The organism is Pseudomonas sp. TE3552, from assembly GCF_056278945.1.
Map to the genome: position 1 here is coordinate 4,157,183 of NZ_JBWBQJ010000001.1, position 19,348 is coordinate 4,176,530.

Below are 19,348 nucleotides of genomic sequence, written 5' to 3' on the forward strand. Positions count from 1 at the left end.
TTACTTCAGCTGATTCATGCGCTCGATAACCTGGCGAGTGATGTCGTACTGAGGCTTGACATCAATCACTGCGCCACGCTCGAAGACCAGGTCAAAAGCACCTTTCTTGATGACTTCTTCCACAGCGCTGTCCAGTTTCGGCTTGAGCTGCTTCAGCATTTCACGGTCGGCAACGGCTTTGGCTTCGTTCAGTTCCTTGGACTGGAACTGGAAATCACGGGCCTTTTGCTTGAACTCGAGCTCCAGACGTTCACGCTCGCCTTGCTGCATTTTGTCGCCGCCAGCCATCAGACGATCCTGAATACCCTTGGCACTGCTTTCCAGGCTCTTGAGCTTGGTCAGTTGTGGGCCGAACTTCTTCTCGGCATCCACGGCGTATTTTTTCGCCGCGTCGGATTCCAGCAGTGCCATCTGATAGTTCAGAACGGCGATTTTCATGTCGGCAAAAGCCGGACCTGCTACCAGTACGGTCGCCAGGAGAACCAATTGAGTCAACTTACGCACGATGCACTCCTACAAAATCCATTGTCGTTATCTTGGGTCAGACGCTTAGAACGTCTGGCCGAGGGAGAATTGGAACACTTGAGTCTCAGCGTCATCCGGTTTCTTGACCGGCATGGCCAACGCGAAGCTCAGAGGACCCAGTGCGGTAACCCAGGTCACGCCTACACCGACGGAACTGGCCATGTTGCTCAGGCTAATGTCGTTACACGCTGTTTGAGCGGTTGAACCGACATTTGCGTTCGTCGTCTTGTCGCACTTGGAGTCGAAAACGTTACCCACGTCCCAGAAAACGGAAGTGCGCAGGGAACGCTGATCCTTGACGAATGGCAGCGGGAACAGAACTTCGACACCGCCCTGAATCAAAACGTTACCACCGAACGGCAGCGGGTCCTGGTCCGGGTCAGCGAGCGTACCAGTGTTACCCGTCACAGCCGCACCGCGACTTGGGGTACTGCGAGGACCGAGGGTACTGTCCTTGAAACCACGAACCGAGTTGAAACCACCAGCATAGTAGTTTTCATAGAACGGCAAGCCATCGGTCGAACCGTAGCCATCGCCATAACCCAGTTCGGTGTGAAGGCGCATGGTGTAGTTTTCAGACAATGGCTGGAACAACTGGCCACGGTAATCAAGCTTGAAGAACGACAGGTCACTACCAGGCGTGGTGGTTTCCAGGGTCAGGCTTTGGGAATGACCACGGGTCGCCAATACGCCTTTGTTCAAAGTGGACTCGGACCAGCCGGCCGAAGCCTTGAAGTTCAGGTAGCTGTCGCCCTCGCGGTTAACGAAGTCGAAAATCTCGTCAACGGTGTACTGGCCGGTCTTGATCTTGTCCTGCTGTGCAGTTAGACCGAAGGTCAGGCGCGAAGTCTCGCTGATCGGGTAACCGACGCTCACGCCAGCACCCAGGCTGTCTACGGCATAGCTGGCTACGTCGACGTCGAGGTCTTTGTAGTCAGTTGTACGGTAGAAAGCGTTGTAACCCAGGCTCACGCCGTCAGCGGTCCAGTAGGGGTCGACATAACCGAAGTTATAGCGGCTCTGGTATTGGCTGCGGGTCAAACCGATGCTGACCTTGTTACCAGTACCCAGGAAGTTGTTCTGAGTGATCGAACCACCGAGGATCAGGCCGGCACTCTGGGCGAAACCGACGCTGGCGGTAATCGAACCGGACGCCTGCTCTTCAACGCTGTAGTTCACATCAACCTGGTCATCGACACCCGGCACGGCCGGCGTTTCGACGTTGACTTCCTTGAAGAAGCCCAGACGTTCCAGACGAGTCTTGGACTGGTCGATCAGGTAGGTCGAAGCCCAGCCGCCTTCCATCTGACGCATTTCACGGCGCAGCACTTCGTCTTCGGACTTGGTGTTGCCACGGAAGTTGATGCGGTTCACGTAGGCACGTTTACCCGGATCGACAGCGAACGTGATGTCGACCGTGTGGTCGTCATCGTGAGGCTGAGGCACGCCGTTGACGTTGGCGAAGGTGTAACCCTCGTTACCCAGACGGCGGGTGATCAGTTCGGACGTGGTGGTCATCAGCTTGCGCGAGAACACCTGGCCCTTCTGAACCAGCAGCAGGGACTTGACCTGGTCTTCAGGCACTTTCAGGTCGCCACTGAGCTTGACGTCACGAACGGTGTACTTCTCGCCTTCGTTGACGTTGACAGTGATATAGACGTGTTTCTTGTCCGGGGTGATGGACACCTGGGTCGAAGCGATATCCATGTTGATATAGCCACGGTCCAGGTAGTAGGAGCGCAGACGCTCCAGGTCACCGGAGAGTTTTTCACGGGCATACTTGTCGTCGTTCTTGAAGAACGACAGCCAGTTGCTGGTCTTGAGTTCGAACAGGTCGATCAGGTCTTCATCGGGGAAGACCGTGTTACCCACCACGTTGATGTGCTGGATAGCCGCAACGGTGCCTTCGTTGATGTTGACCTTCAGGGCAACACGGTTACGCGGCTGCGGCACCACTTCGGTATCGACGGTAGCCGAGTAGCGACCTTGAGCGACGTATTGACGCTGCAGCTCGTTACGCACACCTTCGAGGGTGGCGCGCTGGAAGATCTCGCCTTCGGCCAGACCGGATTGCTTGAGGCCCTTCATCAGGTCTTCAGTGGAGATCGCCTTGTTGCCTTCGATCTCGATACTGGCGACCGACGGACGCTCGACTACAGTGATGACTAGGACGTTGCCATCGCGACCCAGCTGGATATCCTGAAAGAACCCGGTTTTGAACAACGCACGAGTGGATTCCACCAGGCGACGATCATCCGCCTGTTCGCCGACGTTCAACGGCAAGGCACCAAAGACGCTACCCGCGGAGACCCGCTGGAGGCCATTGACGCGAATATCAGAGATAGTGAAGGACTCGGCGTGAACTTCGGCGATCATCAATACGGTGAGAACCGCAGTTAGCAGCAGACGTTTCATGAAGTCCTTTCTTATTCCAACTGGCAATAAAAACTGCCGCAAAATGCGGCAGATTCGCAATTCAGCGAAGCGTTACAGTCGACCTAGATCATTGACCAGAGCAAGCAACATCACCCCGACCACCAAACTGATACCGATCTGTATCCCCCAACCTTGCACCCGATCCGACAAGGGACGACCACGCGCCCACTCGATCAGATAAAACAACAAATGCCCCCCATCCAGTACAGGAATGGGCAGCAAATTCAGAACCCCCAGGCTAATACTCAGATAAGCAAGGAAATTCAGGAAATCAGCGACGCCCGACTGGGCAGAAGCGCCCGCCACTTTAGCAATGGTTATCGGTCCACTCAAGTTTTTTACCGAGAGCTCGCCGAACAACATTTTCTTGAGCGAATCGAGGGTCAGTACGCTCATGGTCCAGGTGCGTCGAGCACCCTCGCCAATTGCAGCCACGGGACCATAACTGACTTCACGAATCATTTCTGGCGGCCAATCGACCGGTTTCACCCCAGCCCCCAGATAACCACTGGGTGCCTTGCTCTCGCCGCGAGCGGCCAGTGTCACAGGGACGTCGATTTGAGCACCATCGCGCTCGACGTGCAGCATGATTTTGGTATCTGGATGCATACGGACGATGTCGACCACCTGCTGCCAGTCATCCAGTGCCTTGCCATCAAGGGCCAACAGGCGGTCACCGATCTTCAGGCCAGCGGCCTTCGCCGGCCCTTTCGGATCGAACTCGGCCAGGACCGGCGGCAATGCCGGACGCCAGGGACGAATACCCAGCGAACGAATCGGATCCGGCTCGTCAGCGCCCTTGAGCCACTTGTCCAGCGCCAGCTCACGGGGAGAATCCACCGTGGAGCCTTGTTCGCGGACCAGCAATTGAAGGGAACCGCTCTCCCCCAGACGGCGGACCAGTTGCAGATTCACCGCAGCCCAGCCGGAGGTCGGCTCGCCGTCGATGGCAATAATTTCCTGACCCGGGCTCAAACCGGCCTTGGCGGCGATGCTGCCGGACTCGACCGCACCGATAACCGGCCGCACCTGCTCGCTACCCAGCATTGCCAATGCCCAGAAAAACACCATTGCCAATAGAAAGTTGGCAATCGGGCCGGCCGCCACGATGGCAATGCGCTGACGGACGGATTTGCGATTGAAGGACTGATCGACCTGATCGGCCGGTACTTCGCCTTCGCGCTCATCGAGCATCTTCACGTAGCCGCCCAGAGGGATGGCGGCAACCACGAATTCAGTGCCTTTGCTGTCGTGCCAGCGCAGCAACGGCATGCCGAAGCCTACGGAGAAACGCAGCACTTTGACCCCACAGCGACGAGCGACCCAGAAATGGCCGAATTCGTGGAAGGTGACCAGCACGCCCAGCGCTACCAGGGTGCCGACAATCATATAGAGCGCGCTCATCTACTTTCTCCGCAATCCTATCAGTGCCGCATGGGGCAACGTATTGCAGCACCTATCGCCCGTGACGACTCAACCATTGCCCGGCCAGTACCCGAGCTTTCGCATCGGCCGTGAACACTGCCTCGAGATCATCTACCGCAACCACAGGCTCGAGGTTCAACACTTCCTCGATAATACTCGCGATTTCCAGATAGCGAACCCGTCCGTCGAGAAAGGCTGCAACAGCCACTTCATTCGCAGCATTGAGCATGGCCGGTGCGCTATTGCCAGCCTCGGCGGCTTGACGCGCAAGACGCAGGCAAGGGAAACGCTCTTCATCGGGAGCCTGGAAATCCAGGCGAGCGATGGCGAACAGGTCCAGCGGCGCAACACCCGAGTCGATCCGCTCCGGCCAGGCCAGGGCATTGGCGATTGGCGTGCGCATATCCGGATTGCCCAACTGCGCCAAGACCGAACCATCGATGTAGTCGACCAGCGAATGAATCACGCTCTGCGGGTGAATCACCACTTCGACCTGGGACGGCGTGGCATCGAACAGCCAGCAGGCCTCGATCAGCTCGAGCCCTTTGTTCATCATGCTGGCCGAATCCACCGAAATCTTGCGCCCCATGGACCAGTTCGGGTGAGCGCACGCTTGCTCGGGGGAAACATGCGCCAGTTCGGCCATGGGTGTCTGCCGGAACGGGCCGCCAGAGGCTGTCAGCAAAATCCGACGCACACCGACCGCACCCAGTCCTCGGGCGAAATCCCGTGGCATGCACTGGAAAATCGCGTTGTGCTCGCTGTCGATCGGCAGTAGCACCGAACCGCTCTTACGCACCGCCTGCATGAATAGCGCACCGGACATCACCAGCGCTTCCTTATTGGCCAGAAGTATCTTCTTGCCAGACTCGACCGCCGCCAGGGTCGGACGCAAGCCCGCCGCCCCTACGATGGCTGCCATTACTGCATCGACTTGCGGGTCGGAGGCTATCTGACACAAGCCCTCCTCCCCCACCAGAACGCGGGTCGACAGACCAGCCGCATGCAAATCGTCCTGCAAGCGTCGGGCAGCACCCGATTCCGGAACGACCGCGAAGCGTGGCGCATGACGCACGCACAGCGCCAGCAGCTCACTCAAACGAGTGAAACCACTCAAGGCGAACACCTGATAACGCTCGGGATGACGGGCGATAACGTCGAGAGTGCTCAGACCAATCGAACCGGTCGCCCCGAGTACGGTAATCTGTTGCGGGCGGCTCACGGTGCCGCCATCCACAGCAGCACGGCGAATACCGGAATCGCCGCCGTCAGGCTGTCGATACGATCCAGTACACCGCCGTGACCTGGCAGCAGATTACTGCTGTCCTTGATCCCCGACTGGCGCTTGAACATGCTTTCGGTGAGATCACCCACCACTGAAATGAACACGACCATTGCGGCACCAAACAGCCCCATCAGCGCCTGAGCGAAACTCCAGTCCCGCACAAAGCCGACGACCGCCGTGATCACCAGGCTCAGCAGCAAACCACCGTACACGCCTTCCCAGCTCTTGCCAGGGCTGACTTGCGGCGCCAGCTTGCGCCTGCCAAAGGCCCGGCCGGAAAAGTACGCACCAATATCCGCCCCCCAGACCAACACCATCACCGCCATGATCAGCCAGTTGCCCAAGGGGTACTGTTTGATCAGGACCAGACCTTGCCAGGCCGGCAACAGAATCAACAAACCGATCACCAGCTTGCAAGCCGCACTGGCCCAGTGCTCACTGGACCGTGGATAGGTCAGCACCAGGTATGTCGCCACGCCCCACCAGAGCACCGAAGCGCCCAAGACCCAAGGCGCAAGCCCCGGCAGGATGTGCATGATAAACAGCATCAATGCGACCACTGCCGCATAGGCAACGCGGATCGACTGGGCGGCAAAACCTGCCAGGCGCGCCCACTCCCATGCACCGAGCGTCACCACCAACCCGATGAACAGCGCAAAACCGGAGCCTTCGAGCAGGAAAAACCCGCACAGGGCAATCGGCAGCAAGATCAGCGCCGTGATGATTCGTTGTTTAAGCATTAAACCCGGGCTCCAGCCTCGACCTGCTCACTCGTTTTACCGAAGCGACGCTGGCGAGAAGCGAAATCGACCAGCGCATTGCGCATGGCATCGTGTTTGAAGTCCGGCCAGAACAGGTCGGAGAAGTACAACTCGGCGTAAGCCAGTTGCCACAGCAGGAAGTTGCTGATGCGATGCTCGCCACCGGTACGAATACACAAGTCCGGCAGCGGCAGGTCACCGGTCGCCAGACAGGTTTGCAACAGCTCGGGGGTAATGTCTTCCGGACGCAGATGCCCGGCCTGAACTTCGCGTGCCAGACGCTGCGCAGCCTGTGCGATATCCCACTGACCGCCGTAGTTGGCGGCGATCTGCAGGACAAAGCGGTTGGCGCCGACAGTCATTGCCTCGGCTTCGCGCATGGCGGCCTGAAGCTCCGGGTGAAAACGCGAACGGTCACCAATGATGCGCAAACTGATGTTGTTGTCGTTCAGGCGCTTGGCCTCACGACGCAACGCCTTGAAGAACAGATCCATCAAGGCACTGACTTCATCGACCGGGCGCTGCCAGTTCTCGCTGGAGAACGCGAACAGGGTCAATACTTCGACCCCGGCCTCGGCACATACCTCGATCACCGCACGCACCGCATCCACGCCCGCTTTATGCCCGGCGACACCCGGCATAAAGCGTTTTTTCGCCCAGCGATTGTTACCATCCATGATGATCGCGACATGGCGCGGCACCGCGGACGGCGCAGTCTGCTTTGTCTTATCCATTAAAACTCGACCCTTATACGGCCATCAGGTCTTTTTCTTTTTCCGCCAACTTAGCGTCGATTTCAGCCACGAATTTCTTGGTCAGATCGTCGATCTCGCCAGTGGCGCGACGCTCTTCGTCTTCGCTGATTTCCTTTTCCTTGACCAGGTCCTTCAGCGAGCTGTTTGCATCGCGACGGATGTTGCGCACGGCAACACGGGCATCCTCAGCTACATCACGAGCCTGCTTGGTGAAGCCGCGGCGGGTTTCTTCGGTCAGGGCTGGCATGGAGATCAGCAGCAACTCACCCAGGTTGGTCGGGTTGAGGTTCAGGCCAGCGCTACCGATGGCCTTGTCGACCGCGCCCAGCATGTTGCGCTCGAAGGCAACGACTTGCAGGGTACGAGCGTCTTTAACGGTGATGTTTGCCACCTGCTTGATCGGAGTGTCGGCACCGTAGTACGGAACCATCACGCCTTCCAGAATGCTTGGGTGCGCCTGGCCGGTACGGATACGGCCGAAGTTGTGCGCCAGCGATTCTACGGATTTCTGCATGCGCTCTTTAGCGTCTTTCTTGATTTCGTTGATCATTGTTGAACTTCCTCGATCAGGGTCCCTTCAGCGCCGCCATGCACGATGTTCAGCAGGGCGCCGGGCTTGTTCATGTTAAATACGCGCAGCGGCATTTTGTGGTCGCGGCACAGGCAAATGGCCGTCAGATCCATTACACCCAACTTGCGATCCAGCACTTCATCATAAGTCAGATGATCGAACTTCTCGGCATGCGGGTCTTTGAAAGGGTCAGCGGTGTAGACGCCATCGACCTTGGTCGCCTTGAGCACGACATCGGCATCGATCTCGATCGCTCGCAGGCAGGCCGCCGAATCCGTAGTAAAGAACGGATTACCGGTACCGGCCGCGAAAATCACGACTTCCTTGGAGTTCAGGTGGCGCATGGCTTTGCGGCGATCATAGTGATCGGTCACGCCAACCATGGAAATGGCCGACATTACGATGGCCGAGATATTGGCACGTTCCAGCGCATCGCGCATCGCCAGGGCATTCATTACAGTGGCCAGCATGCCCATGTGGTCGCCAGTGACCCGATCCATGCCGGCCGCGCTGAGCGCCGCGCCACGGAACAGATTACCGCCGCCGATCACCAGACCGACCTGAACACCGATGCCGACCAGTTGGCCAACTTCCAGCGCCATGCGATCCAGAACTTTCGGATCGATCCCGAACTCTTCCGAGCCCATCAGGGCCTCGCCGCTAAGCTTGAGTAGAATGCGTTTATAGCGAGCCTGATAACCACTGCCCTGCTGAGCCATTGCGAATCTCTCCTGCGGCGTATTTTAAAAAAATTCTTTGCGGGCTGTTTGCAGCCTGCGTTCACTCTAGCTTGACGCTATCACAGCGCCATCGGAACACGGCTTTGTAAGCCAGTTCCGACGAGAAGCCAAATAAATTGGCATCCCCATCTGAAAAGAGGCTGCGCGCGTGAGCGGGCAGCCTCTTCAGGGCGACAGTTAAAAAACCGTCTTACTGTTGCTTGGCAGCAGCCAGTTGCGCGGCAACTTCTTCAGCGAAGTTGTCAACTGGCTTCTCGATGCCTTCGCCAACCTTGAAGTAGGTGAAGGAAACGATTTCAGCGCCAGCTTTCTTGGCCAGAGCACCAACGGTGATTTCCGGATTCATGACGAAAGCTTGCTCGACCAGGCTGGCTTCGGCCAGGAACTTGGAGATACGGCCAGCGATCATCTTCTCGACGATTTCGGCTGGTTTGCCTTTCATCTTGTCTTCGTTCAGGGTCAGGAAAACGCCCTTCTCACGCTCGATGGCTTCTGGCGAAACCTGCGATGGCAGCAGGAACTCAGGGTTGCTTGCGGCCACGTGCATGGCGATCTCTTTGGCCAGCTGAACATCGCCGCCTTTAAGAACGACAGCAACGCCAATCTTGTTACCGTGCAGGTAGGTGCCGACAACGTCACCCTCTACGCGCACAAGGCGACGGATGTTGACGTTTTCGCCAACTTTGGCCACCAGGGCTTCACGAGCCGATTCCTGAGCGGCGATCAGCGGAGCTGCGTCGGTCAGTTTTTCGGCGAAGGCTTTTTCTACGCTGGCAGCAACGAAGCTCTTGAAGTCGTCTTGCAGGGCCAGGAAGTCGGTCTGCGAGTTGACTTCCAGCAGCACGGCGGACTTGTCGTCAGCCTTGATAGCGATCGCGCCTTCAGCAGCAACGTTGCCTGCTTTTTTGGCTGCCTTGATGGCGCCCGAAGCACGCATGTCATCAATGGCTTTTTCGATGTCGCCGCCAGCCTTGGTCAAGGCCTTTTTGCAGTCCATCATGCCTTCGCCAGTACGCTCGCGCAGTTCTTTGACCAACGCTGCAGTAATCTCTGCCATTTTCAAAATTCCTCTTGGATAGGTTTTCAACCATTCCACCCGATCGAACGGGCGATCAATTCTTCCCGAACCACCCTTGTTAGCCGCTGCACGTTACAAATGCTGTAGCTGCGCTGCCGACAAATGGTTTTCGAGGTGGCAAAAAGGGGGCCAAGCCCCCTTTTTGCTTACTGAGTCAACGCCAAGGCGTCAATTACTCAGCCGCTGCTACCGGAGTTTCTTCAACGAACTGCTCGGTACCGCCAGCAACGTGGTTGCGACCGCGGATTACAGCGTCAGCCATCGAACCCATGTACAGCTGGATAGCGCGGATTGCGTCATCGTTGCCTGGGATGATGTAGTCAACGCCTTCCGGACTGCTGTTGGTATCGACTACGCCGATAACCGGGATGCCCAGCTTGTTGGCTTCGGTGATCGCGATGCGCTCGTGATCAACGTCGATAACGAACAGAGCGTCTGGCAGACCGCCCATGTCCTTGATACCACCCAGGGAACGATCCAGCTTCTCAAGATCGCGAGTGCGCATCAGCGCTTCTTTCTTGGTCAGCTTGGCGAAAGTACCGTCTTCGGCTTGTACTTCAAGGTCACGCAGACGCTTGATGGAAGCACGGATGGTTTTGAAGTTGGTCAGCATGCCGCCCAACCAGCGGTGATCGACGTACGGCGAACCGCAACGTGCTGCTTCTTCAGCAACGATCTTGCCAGCAGAACGCTTGGTGCCGACGAACAGAATCTTGTTTTTGCCCTGGGCCAGACGCTCTACGAAAGTCAGAGCTTCGTTGAACATTGGCAGGGTTTTTTCAAGGTTGATGATGTGGATCTTGTTACGCGCGCCGAAAATGTATTTACCCATTTTCGGGTTCCAGTAACGGGTCTGGTGACCGAAGTGCACACCGGCCTTCAGCATATCGCGCATGTTGACTTGGGACATGATAGTTCCTTAATAAGTCGGGTTTGGCCTCCACGTATCCCAATGACCAACCAGCAGCATCAGCTGAAGGCACCCAGGTCATCGTGTCGACACGTGTGTGGATTTAAGCTTTTCAGGGTATCCCCGGAAAGCGGCGCATTTTATATCACAAGGCAGGAAAAAACGGAACCCGGATTCTGAAAACCTGGCGAATGCTTTTCGTCCCGACCTTGGAATCCCTCCAGAATGCGCCATCCTATAGAGAGAAGCGATGCACAGAGGCTCAGATTTGCGCTGATCGTCTGATAGAATCGCGTTTTTCAGGGCCGCGGCGATTGCTCGCGCAATGCCCATTTCGTTTTAGAAGGCGCCATTGAGCGCAGAGAGAGCCTGTATGACCGTCACCCTCAAAACCCCAGAGGACATCGCCAAAATGCGTATCGCCGGCAAATTGGCCGCCGATGTGCTGGAAATGATTGCCGATTATGTCAAACCGGGTGTCACCACCGAAGAGCTGGACCGCATCTGCCACGACTACATTGTCAACGAGCAGAAAGCCATTCCTGCCCCGCTCAACTACAAAGGCTTCCCGAAGTCGATCTGCACCTCGATCAACCACGTGGTCTGCCATGGCATCCCGAACGAGAAGCCGCTGAAGGATGGTGACACGCTGAACATCGACGTCACCGTGATCAAGGACGGTTACCACGGCGACACCAGCCGCATGTTCCACGTCGGCACCGTGCCAGTCTGGGCCGAGCGTCTGTCCCAGGTGACTCAGGAATGCATGTACAAGGCCATCGAACTGGTTAAACCCGGCTGCCGCCTGGGCGATATCGGTGAAGTGATCCAGAAGCACGCCGAAAAGAACGGCTTCTCGGTGGTTCGCGAGTTCTGCGGCCACGGCATCGGCAAGGTGTTCCACGAAGAGCCGCAGATCCTGCACTACGGCCGCGCCGGCACCGGCATGGAACTGAAAGCCGGCATGACCTTCACCATCGAACCGATGATCAACCAGGGCAAGGCCGACACCAAGGTGCTGGGCGACGGCTGGACCGCAATCACCAAGGACCGCAAGTTGTCGGCGCAATGGGAACACACCCTGCTGGTGACCGACACTGGCTACGAGATCTTCACCCTGCGCAGCGACGATACCATCGCGCGCGTTTCGGCCTGATCCCGCCCGTTCCCAGCCTTATAGAAAGGAAAGCCAATCGATGCCGCAGGTGGATCCCGAACTCTTCGACCGCGGCCAGTTCCAGGCGGAACTGGCCCTGAAGGCAAGCCCTATCGCTGCTTTCAAGAAGGCGATCCGTCAGGCCCGCGAGGTGCTCGACGAGCGGTTTCGCAGCGGCCGGGACATTCGCCGGTTGATCGAGGATCGTGCCTGGTTCGTCGATAACATCCTGCAAAAGGCCTGGGAACAGTTCAACTGGAGCTTCGATGCCGACATCGCGCTGGTCGCGGTCGGCGGCTACGGTCGCGGCGAGTTGCACCCCTATTCCGACGTCGACTTATTGATCCTGCTGGACAATGCCGATCACGAAGTTTTCCGTGACTCCATCGAGCGCTTTCTGACACTGCTGTGGGACATCGGCCTGGAAGTCGGCCAGAGCGTTCGCTCGGTGGACGAATGCGCCGAGGAAGCCCGCGCCGACCTGACGGTGATCACCAACCTGATGGAAAGCCGCACCATTGCCGGCCCCGAGCGCCTGCGCCAGCGCATGCTGGACGTGACCAGCACCGCGCACATGTGGCCCAGTAAAGAGTTCTTCCTGGCCAAGCGCGCCGAGCAGAAAGCCCGTCACCACAAGTACAACGACACCGAGTACAACCTGGAACCCAACGTCAAAGGCTCGCCCGGCGGCCTGCGGGATATTCAGACGATTCTTTGGGTCGCCCGTCGTGAGTACGGCACCCTGAACCTGCGAGCCCTGGCGGGCGAAGGTTTCCTGGTGGAGAGCGAGAACGCCCTGCTGGCTTCGTCCCAGGAATTTCTGTGGAAAGTGCGTTACGCGTTGCACATGCTCGCCGGTCGCTCTGAAGACCGCCTGCTGTTCGATCACCAGCGCACGATTGCCGGGCTGCTGGGTTTCGTCGGCAATGACGCCAAGCACGCCATCGAAAACTTCATGCAGCAGTACTACCGGGTGGTCATGAGCATCGCGCAGCTCAGCGACTTGATCATCCAGCACTTTGAAGAAGTGATCCTGGCACCGGAGGACGAAGCGCCGCCACAGCCGATCAACTCGCGATTCCAGTTGCACGACGGCTACATCGAAGCGCGCAACGACAATGTGTTCCGTCGCACACCGTTCGCCATGCTCGAAATCTTCGTGCTGATGGCCCAACAGCCGGAAATCAAAGGCGTACGCGCCGATACCATCCGTCTGCTGCGCGAGAACCGTCATCTGATCGACGACGACTTCCGCAACGATATTCGCAATACCAGCCTGTTCATCGAATTATTCAAGTGCAAGATCGGCGTCCACCGCAACCTGCGGCGGATGAACCGTTACGGAATTCTTGGGCGTTATCTGCCGGAGTTCGGCTTTATTGTCGGGCAGATGCAGCACGACCTGTTTCACATCTATACGGTCGACGCACACACCCTGAACCTGATCAAGCACCTGCGTAAGCTGCAATACACCCAGGTGTCGGAAAAATTCCCATTGGCCAGTAAGCTTATGGCCAAACTGCCCAAGCCGGAACTGATTTACCTGGCCGGCCTGTACCACGACATCGGCAAGGGCCGGCATGGCGATCACTCGGAAATCGGCGCAGTGGATGCCGAGGCCTTTTGCCAGCGCCATCAGTTGCCGATCTGGGACAGCCGCCTGATCGTGTGGCTGGTGCAGAACCATCTGGTGATGTCGACCACGGCCCAGCGCAAGGACCTGTCCGACCCGCATGTGATCCACGATTTCGCGCAGACCGTCGGCGATGAAACCCGCCTCGATTATCTGTACGTGCTGACCGTTGCCGACATCAACGCAACCAACCCGACGCTGTGGAACTCCTGGCGCGCGAGCCTGTTGCGCCAGCTTTATACCGAGACCAAACGCGCCTTGCGTCGTGGCCTGGAAAACCCGGTGGATCGCGAAGAACAGATCCGCCAGACCCAGAGCGCGGCGCTGGACATCCTGGTTCGCGGCGGCACCGACCCGGACGACGTCGAGCAGCTCTGGGCGCAATTGGGCGATGATTACTTTCTGCGTCACACCGCCGGCGACGTGGCCTGGCACACTGACGCGATCCTGCAGCAGCCGGCCGACGGGGGGCCGCTGGTACTGATCAAGGAAACCACCCAGCGCGAGTTCGAGGGCGGTACGCAGATCTTCATCTATGCACCGGACCAGCACGACTTCTTTGCCGTGACCGTGGCCGCGATGGACCAGCTCAACCTGAACATTCACGACGCCCGGGTCATCACCTCCAGCAGCCAGTTCACCCTCGACACCTATATCGTACTCGACACCGATGGCGACTCGATCGGCGACAACCCGGCGCGGGTCAAGCAGATCCGCGACGGCCTGACCGAAGCTCTGCGCAACCCGGACAACTACCCAACGATTATCCAGCGTCGGGTGCCTCGTCAGCTCAAGCACTTTGCCTTTGCGCCACAGGTGACGATCCACAACGATGCCCAGCGTCCGGTGACCGTGCTGGAACTCAGCGCACCCGACCGCCCCGGGTTGCTCGCGCGGATCGGCACGATTTTCCTCGAGTTCGACCTGTCGCTGCAGAACGCCAAGATCGCCACCTTGGGCGAACGCGTGGAAGACGTGTTCTTCATCACCGACGCGAACAATCAGCCGCTGTCCGACCCACTGCTATGCAGCCGTTTGCAGGATGCAATCGTCGAACAGCTGAGCGTCAGCCAGGAACCCGATATCAAACTGTCGCGCATCAGCATCTGAACCAACCATTTTCCCCTGTGGGAACGGACTTCCTGTGGACAGGGGCTTGTTGTGGCGAGGGGGCTCGCCCCCGTTGGGCTGCGAAGCGGCCCCAAAACCTGCATCGCGATGTATCAGATACACCGCATACAAAGGTTTTACGACTGCTGCGCAGCCGAACGGGGGCAAGCCCCCTCACCACAACAAGCCCCCAACACCACACTAGCCCTCCCACATTGAACGAGGCCCTCATGAACAACGCTCTGAACCAGTTGCAGCCCTACCCGTTCGAAAAGCTCCGCGCCCTGCTCGGCAGCGTCACGCCAAACCCGGACAAGCGCGCCATCGCGCTGTCCATCGGCGAACCGAAACACCGCTCGCCAGCTTTTGTCGCCGAAGCCCTGGCAAGCAATCTGGATCAGATGGCCGTGTACCCGACCACCCTCGGCATCCCTGCCTTGCGTGAAGCCATCGCCGCCTGGTGCGAACGCCGCTTCAGCGTCCCGAGCGGCTGGCTCGACCCGACGCGCAATGTGCTGCCGGTCAACGGCACGCGCGAAGCGCTGTTCGCGTTCACCCAGACTGTGGTCAACCGTGGCGAAGACGCGCTGGTGGTCAGCCCGAATCCGTTCTATCAAATCTACGAAGGCGCGGCATTCCTCGCCGGCGCCAAGCCGCATTACCTGCCGTGCCTGGATGAAAACGGCTTCAACCCGGATTTTGACGCTGTTTCTCCGGACATCTGGAAACGCTGCCAGATCCTGTTCCTGTGCTCACCGGGCAACCCGACCGGCGCACTGATTCCGGTCGATACCCTGAAGAAACTGATTGCCCTGGCCGACGAATATGACTTCGTGATCGCCGCGGACGAATGCTACAGCGAACTGTATTTCGACGAGCAAACCCCACCGGCCGGCCTGCTCAGCGCTTGCGTCGAACTGGGTCGCCAGGACTTCAAGCGTTGCGTGGTATTTCACAGCCTGTCCAAGCGCTCCAACCTGCCGGGCCTGCGCTCGGGCTTTGTCGCCGGTGATGCCGACATTCTCAAGGGCTTCCTGCTCTATCGCACCTACCATGGATGCGCGATGCCGGTTCAGACCCAACTGGCCAGCGTTGCCGCGTGGAACGATGAAGTGCATGTACGCGCCAACCGTGCGCTATATCGCGAAAAATACGATGCAGTACTGGAGATCCTCAGCCCGGTGATGGACGTACAGCGTCCGGACGGTGGTTTCTACCTGTGGCCGAATGTGAATGGTGATGACGCGGCGTTCTGCCGTGACCTGTTCGAACAGGAACATGTGACCGTGGTACCGGGCTCCTACTTGTCCCGGGACGTCGATGGCGTCAATCCGGGCGCCGGGCGTGTGCGTATGGCATTGGTCGCACCGCTGGCTGAATGCGTAGAAGCGGCCGAGCGCATTCGCGCGTTCATTACCCGACGCAAGTAACTACTCCCGCCCGCACTGTGCAATGCAGCGCGGGCAACTCATGACACAAAACTCCAACTTGCTCCCCCTACAAAATCGACAGCATTGAAGTGCCATGTTAGTCGCTTAGACTGCAGGTGACCGTTCATGGAACAACGGACGGTCACAACAAAAAGACAAACCCGACCACAGCCGACGCGAAACCGTCTGGTCATGGCATAATCCGTCACCTTTTATTTTCAGCACCTGTAAAGGGGGCGATTCCTTGACCGTTTCAAGCAAAACGTTGCACCTTTTCGGCATCAAAGCCTGCGACACCATGAAAAAGGCGCGCACCTGGCTCGATGAACACGCTGTGAGCTATGACTTCCATGATTACAAAACGGTCGGAATCGACCGTGAACACCTGACCCAATGGTGCGACGAGCACGGCTGGCAAGTGGTGTTGAACCGTGCAGGCACGACCTTTCGCAAGCTCGACGACGAACGCAAAGCCGATCTCGACCAGCGCAAAGCCATCGAACTGATGCTCGCACAACCTTCGATGATCAAGCGCCCGGTGCTCGATCTCGGTGACCGAACCCTGATTGGCTTCAAGCCAGATATCTACGTGGCCGCACTCAAGTAAGGCAGCCCGTTCCATTTTGTTAGAGGTATCAACATGTCCACTACCCTGTTCAGCCTGGCCTTCGGTGTCGGCACTCAAAACCGTCAAGGCGCATGGCTGGAAGTGTTTTACGCGCAGCCACTGCTCAACCCGTCGGCCGAACTGGTCGCCGCCATTGCACCGGTTCTGGGCTACACCGAAGGCAATCAGGCCATCGCCTTCAGCACCGCTCAGGCGTCCCAACTGGCCGAAGCGCTGAAAAGCGTCGACGCTGCACAAGCGGCACTGTTGACCCGTCTGGCCGAGAGCCACAAGCCGCTGGTCGCCACGTTGCTGGCCGAAGACGCGCAACTGAGCTCCACGCCTGAGGCTTACCTCAAGCTGCACCTGCTGTCCCACCGTCTGGTCAAGCCACATGGCTTGAACCTGGCCGGGATTTTCCCGTTGCTGCCGAACGTGGCCTGGACCAGTCAGGGCGCCATCGATCTGGCCGAACTGGCCGAACATCAACTGGAAGCCCGTCTGCGCGGCGAGCTGCTGGAAGTGTTCTCGGTGGACAAGTTCCCGAAAATGACCGACTACGTGGTACCGGCCGGCGTGCGTATCGCTGACGCAGCACGTATTCGCCTGGGCGCTTACGTGGGCGAAGGCACCACCGTGATGCATGAAGGTTTCGTCAACTTCAACGCCGGCACCGAAGGCCCGGGCATGATCGAAGGTCGTGTGTCGGCTGGCGTGTTCGTCGGCAAGGGTTCGGACCTGGGCGGCGGCTGCTCGACCATGGGCACTCTGTCGGGCGGCGGCAACATCGTGATCAAGGTCGGCGAAGGCTGCCTGATCGGCGCCAACGCCGGTATCGGTATCCCGTTGGGCGACCGCAACACCGTTGAGTCGGGCCTGTACGTGACGGCCGGCACCAAGGTTGCGCTGCTGGATGAGCACAACAAACTGGTCAAAGTCGTTAAAGCCCGTGAGCTGGCCGGTCAGCCTGATCTGCTGTTCCGCCGCAATTCCGAGACCGGTGCCGTGGAGTGCAAAACCCACAAATCGGCCATCGAGTTGAACGAAGCGCTGCACGCTCACAACTAAGCAGAGCGTCAAACGATCACCTGAACTTGTAGGAGCGAGGCTTGCCCGCGAAGCTTTTGGCGCCAGTAATGACGCCTTCGCGAGCAAGCTTCGCTCCTACACAGGTCCGGCGTAGACCCGACCATCAGGTCAGGCGTACACCCCGCCCATGTTAACCAGGGCCCGATAGCATGATGATTCCCTCTCCCTGGCGCGCCGATTTTCCGGCCATCGCCGCCTTGCAACGGCAAGACCAGACCTATCTGGACAACGCCGCTACCACGCAAAAACCTCAAGCCCTGCTGGATGCCCTGGCGCATTACTACGCCAACGGCGCGGCCAACGTGCATCGGGCGCAACACTTGCCCGGCGCCCACGCCACTCAGGCGTTCGAGGACAGCCGCAGCAAAGTTGCGCAATGGCTCAATGCCGGCGATTGCGGGCAGATCATCTTTACCCACGGCGCGACGTCCGCGCTTAACCTCCTGGCCTATGGCCTGGAACATTTATTCAATCCGGGCGATGAAATTGTCATCAGCGCCCTGGAGCATCACGCCAACCTGTTGCCGTGGCAGCAACTGGCCCACCGTCGCGACTTGAAACTGATCATCCTGCCGCTGGATGCCGACGGTTTGATTGACCTTGAAGCTGCCGCTCACTTGATCGGCCCGCGTACTCGCCTGCTGGCGGTCAGTCAGCTGTCCAACGTGCTCGGCGCCTGGCAGCCGTTGCCCTCGTTACTGGCGATGGCCAAGGCACACAACGCGCTGACCGTGATCGACGGCGCCCAAGGCGTGGTCCATGGTCGGCACGACGTGCAGGCACTGGGTTGTGACTTCTATGTGTTTTCCAGCCACAAGCTTTACGGCCCCGATGGCCTGGGCGTTCTGTTCGGGCGTAACGCAGCGCTGGCGCAACTGCGCCCCTGGCAGTTCGGCGGCGAAATGGTGCTGGATGCCAACTACCACGACGCCCGCTTTCGTCCCGCACCGCTGGGGTTCGAGGCCGGTACGCCGCCGATCGCCAGTGTGATCGGTCTGGGCGCGACCCTGGACTATCTGGCCGGATTGGATCAGGACGCCGTGTCCACCCACGAAGCGGCGTTGCATGACTATTTGCTCAAGGGCCTTGAAGCCCGTAACGGCATTCGCCTGCTGGGCAAGCCGCAACTGGCGCTGGCCAGTTTTGTCGTCGAGGGTGTGCATAACTCTGATTTGGCGCATTTGCTGACCGAACAGGGCATCGCCGTGCGCGCCGGTCATCATTGCGCCATGCCGTTGCTCAAAAGCCTTGAGCTGGCCGGGGCGATTCGGGTGTCATTGGCGTTGTACAACGATTCCGAAGATCTTGAGCGCTTCTTTGAAGCGCTAGACCAGGCCCTGGAGTTACTGCGATGACCTTGCCCGCCGATGCCGTCACGGCGCTGGATACTTTTCAGCAGGCTGCAAGCTGGGAACAGAGGGCGCGGCTGCTGATGCAATGGGGTGACCGCCTGCCACCGTTGAGCGATGTGGATAAAGTCGACGCCAACCGCGTGCATGGCTGTGAAAGCCAAGTGTGGCTGGTCGGCACGCTGCAGGACGGACATTGGCAATTCAGCGCCAGCAGCGATGCGCGGTTGATTCGCGGGTTGGTGGCGCTGCTGCTGGCGCGGGTCAATGGGTTGTCCGCAGTTGAGTTGCAGCAGGTGGATTTGGCGGATTGGTTTAATCAGCTGGGGCTGGGTCGCCAGTTGTCCCAGTCCCGTAGCAACGGCTTGAATGCTGTTTTACAGCGGATGCGTGAGTTGTCTACGCCCCTGTAGGAGCGAGGCTTGCCCGCGAAAGCGGGGTGTCAGACAAAACGCCTTCGCGGGCAAGTCGGATCGCCGCACCGCTCG

Annotated in this window: 17 protein-coding genes; 7 read left to right on the forward strand and 10 right to left on the reverse strand. The window is 58.7% G+C overall.

Going from position 1 to position 19,348, the window contains the following annotated elements; genetic code table 11:
- The 10 genes from ACZ9BB_RS18805 to rpsB form a co-directional block, all read right to left on the reverse strand.
- On the reverse strand, nucleotides 1–504 hold the full coding sequence (locus ACZ9BB_RS18805; RefSeq protein WP_007907155.1) for an OmpH/Skp family outer membrane protein: 504 nt from the start codon (nucleotides 502–504) through the stop codon (nucleotides 1–3).
- Nucleotides 505–549: 45 nt separating this feature from the next.
- Entirely contained in the window at nucleotides 550–2,940 is a 2,391-nt protein-coding gene (gene bamA / locus ACZ9BB_RS18810; protein ID WP_476215237.1) for an outer membrane protein assembly factor BamA, read from the reverse strand.
- A gap of 72 nt (nucleotides 2,941–3,012) precedes the next feature.
- Nucleotides 3,013–4,365: a sigma E protease regulator RseP gene (rseP, locus tag ACZ9BB_RS18815; protein WP_476215238.1), complete on the reverse strand. Its 1,353-nt coding sequence runs from the start codon at nucleotides 4,363–4,365 to the stop codon at nucleotides 3,013–3,015.
- Nucleotides 4,366–4,417: 52 nt separating this feature from the next.
- The gene (gene ispC, locus ACZ9BB_RS18820) at nucleotides 4,418–5,608 is read right to left on the reverse strand and encodes a 1-deoxy-D-xylulose-5-phosphate reductoisomerase (RefSeq protein WP_476215240.1); all 1,191 of its coding nucleotides are present in this window, start codon (nucleotides 5,606–5,608) and stop codon (nucleotides 4,418–4,420) included.
- Nucleotides 5,605–6,411: a phosphatidate cytidylyltransferase gene (locus tag ACZ9BB_RS18825; protein WP_476215242.1), complete on the reverse strand. Its 807-nt coding sequence runs from the start codon at nucleotides 6,409–6,411 to the stop codon at nucleotides 5,605–5,607. Before ACZ9BB_RS18825 ends, ispC begins: the two co-directional genes overlap by 4 nt.
- Nucleotides 6,411–7,166, reverse strand: coding sequence for a polyprenyl diphosphate synthase (uppS, locus tag ACZ9BB_RS18830; RefSeq protein WP_476215244.1), 756 nt, complete (start codon nucleotides 7,164–7,166; stop codon nucleotides 6,411–6,413). Before uppS ends, ACZ9BB_RS18825 begins: the two co-directional genes overlap by 1 nt.
- Nucleotides 7,167–7,179: 13 nt before the next feature.
- Nucleotides 7,180–7,737, reverse strand: coding sequence for a ribosome recycling factor (gene frr, locus ACZ9BB_RS18835; protein WP_007940501.1), 558 nt, complete (start codon nucleotides 7,735–7,737; stop codon nucleotides 7,180–7,182).
- Nucleotides 7,734–8,477, reverse strand: a complete 744-nt coding sequence (pyrH, locus tag ACZ9BB_RS18840; RefSeq protein WP_003198235.1) for a UMP kinase — start codon at nucleotides 8,475–8,477, stop codon at nucleotides 7,734–7,736. The genes frr and pyrH overlap by 4 nt, the downstream gene beginning before the upstream one ends.
- A 211-nt stretch (nucleotides 8,478–8,688) precedes the next feature.
- Nucleotides 8,689–9,555 (reverse strand): translation elongation factor Ts, encoded by an 867-nt coding sequence (tsf, locus tag ACZ9BB_RS18845; protein WP_476215249.1) that lies wholly within the window; start codon nucleotides 9,553–9,555, stop codon nucleotides 8,689–8,691.
- Between the two features lie 193 nt (nucleotides 9,556–9,748).
- Entirely contained in the window at nucleotides 9,749–10,486 is a 738-nt protein-coding gene (gene rpsB / locus ACZ9BB_RS18850; RefSeq protein ID WP_154743990.1) for a 30S ribosomal protein S2, read from the reverse strand.
- Between the two features lie 373 nt (nucleotides 10,487–10,859).
- Here rpsB and map point away from each other — a divergent pair, with 373 nt between their 5' ends.
- The 7 genes from map (at nucleotide 10,860) to ACZ9BB_RS18885 (ending at nucleotide 19,273) form a co-directional block, all read left to right on the forward strand.
- Nucleotides 10,860–11,642 (forward strand): type I methionyl aminopeptidase, encoded by a 783-nt coding sequence (gene map / locus ACZ9BB_RS18855; protein ID WP_476215251.1) that lies wholly within the window; start codon nucleotides 10,860–10,862, stop codon nucleotides 11,640–11,642.
- A gap of 40 nt (nucleotides 11,643–11,682) precedes the next feature.
- Complete coding sequence (locus tag ACZ9BB_RS18860) at nucleotides 11,683–14,385, forward strand: [protein-PII] uridylyltransferase (protein WP_476215253.1); 2,703 nt, start codon at nucleotides 11,683–11,685, stop codon at nucleotides 14,383–14,385.
- A gap of 230 nt (nucleotides 14,386–14,615) precedes the next feature.
- Nucleotides 14,616–15,815: a succinyldiaminopimelate transaminase gene (dapC, locus tag ACZ9BB_RS18865; protein WP_476215255.1), complete on the forward strand. Its 1,200-nt coding sequence runs from the start codon at nucleotides 14,616–14,618 to the stop codon at nucleotides 15,813–15,815.
- 244 nt (nucleotides 15,816–16,059) lie between these two features.
- A complete protein-coding gene (locus ACZ9BB_RS18870) occupies nucleotides 16,060–16,422 on the forward strand; it encodes an ArsC family reductase (protein ID WP_476215257.1) in 363 nt (120 codons plus the stop codon).
- A 33-nt stretch (nucleotides 16,423–16,455) separates the two neighbouring features.
- Nucleotides 16,456–17,490: a 2,3,4,5-tetrahydropyridine-2,6-dicarboxylate N-succinyltransferase gene (gene dapD / locus ACZ9BB_RS18875; protein WP_123719855.1), complete on the forward strand. Its 1,035-nt coding sequence runs from the start codon at nucleotides 16,456–16,458 to the stop codon at nucleotides 17,488–17,490.
- 170 nt (nucleotides 17,491–17,660) lie between these two features.
- Complete coding sequence (locus tag ACZ9BB_RS18880) at nucleotides 17,661–18,866, forward strand: aminotransferase class V-fold PLP-dependent enzyme (protein ID WP_476215260.1); 1,206 nt, start codon at nucleotides 17,661–17,663, stop codon at nucleotides 18,864–18,866.
- Entirely contained in the window at nucleotides 18,863–19,273 is a 411-nt protein-coding gene (locus ACZ9BB_RS18885; RefSeq protein WP_476215262.1) for a SufE family protein, read from the forward strand. The genes ACZ9BB_RS18880 and ACZ9BB_RS18885 overlap by 4 nt, the downstream gene beginning before the upstream one ends.
- The last annotated feature ends 75 nt before the right edge of the window (nucleotides 19,274–19,348 follow it).

Bases quoted from the DNA above. Each gene is read 5' to 3' on its own strand.
- bamA (WP_476215237.1), bottom strand. From the start codon at position 2,940: ATGAAACGTCTGCTGCTAACTGCGGTTCTCACCGTATTGATGATCGCC.
- rseP (WP_476215238.1), bottom strand. From the start codon at position 4,365: ATGAGCGCGCTCTATATGATTGTCGGCACCCTGGTAGCGCTGGGCGTG.
- ACZ9BB_RS18825 (WP_476215242.1), bottom strand. From the start codon at position 6,411: ATGCTTAAACAACGAATCATCACGGCGCTGATCTTGCTGCCGATTGCC.
- uppS (WP_476215244.1), bottom strand. From the start codon at position 7,166: ATGGATAAGACAAAGCAGACTGCGCCGTCCGCGGTGCCGCGCCATGTC.
- frr (WP_007940501.1), bottom strand. From the start codon at position 7,737: ATGATCAACGAAATCAAGAAAGACGCTAAAGAGCGCATGCAGAAATCC.
- pyrH (WP_003198235.1), bottom strand. From the start codon at position 8,477: ATGGCTCAGCAGGGCAGTGGTTATCAGGCTCGCTATAAACGCATTCTA.
- tsf (WP_476215249.1), bottom strand. From the start codon at position 9,555: ATGGCAGAGATTACTGCAGCGTTGGTCAAAGAACTGCGCGAGCGTACT.
- rpsB (WP_154743990.1), bottom strand. From the start codon at position 10,486: ATGTCCCAAGTCAACATGCGCGATATGCTGAAGGCCGGTGTGCACTTC.
- map (WP_476215251.1), top strand. From the start codon at position 10,860: ATGACCGTCACCCTCAAAACCCCAGAGGACATCGCCAAAATGCGTATC.
- ACZ9BB_RS18860 (WP_476215253.1), top strand. From the start codon at position 11,683: ATGCCGCAGGTGGATCCCGAACTCTTCGACCGCGGCCAGTTCCAGGCG.
- dapC (WP_476215255.1), top strand. From the start codon at position 14,616: ATGAACAACGCTCTGAACCAGTTGCAGCCCTACCCGTTCGAAAAGCTC.
- dapD (WP_123719855.1), top strand. From the start codon at position 16,456: ATGTCCACTACCCTGTTCAGCCTGGCCTTCGGTGTCGGCACTCAAAAC.
- ACZ9BB_RS18880 (WP_476215260.1), top strand. From the start codon at position 17,661: ATGATGATTCCCTCTCCCTGGCGCGCCGATTTTCCGGCCATCGCCGCC.
- ACZ9BB_RS18885 (WP_476215262.1), top strand. From the start codon at position 18,863: ATGACCTTGCCCGCCGATGCCGTCACGGCGCTGGATACTTTTCAGCAG.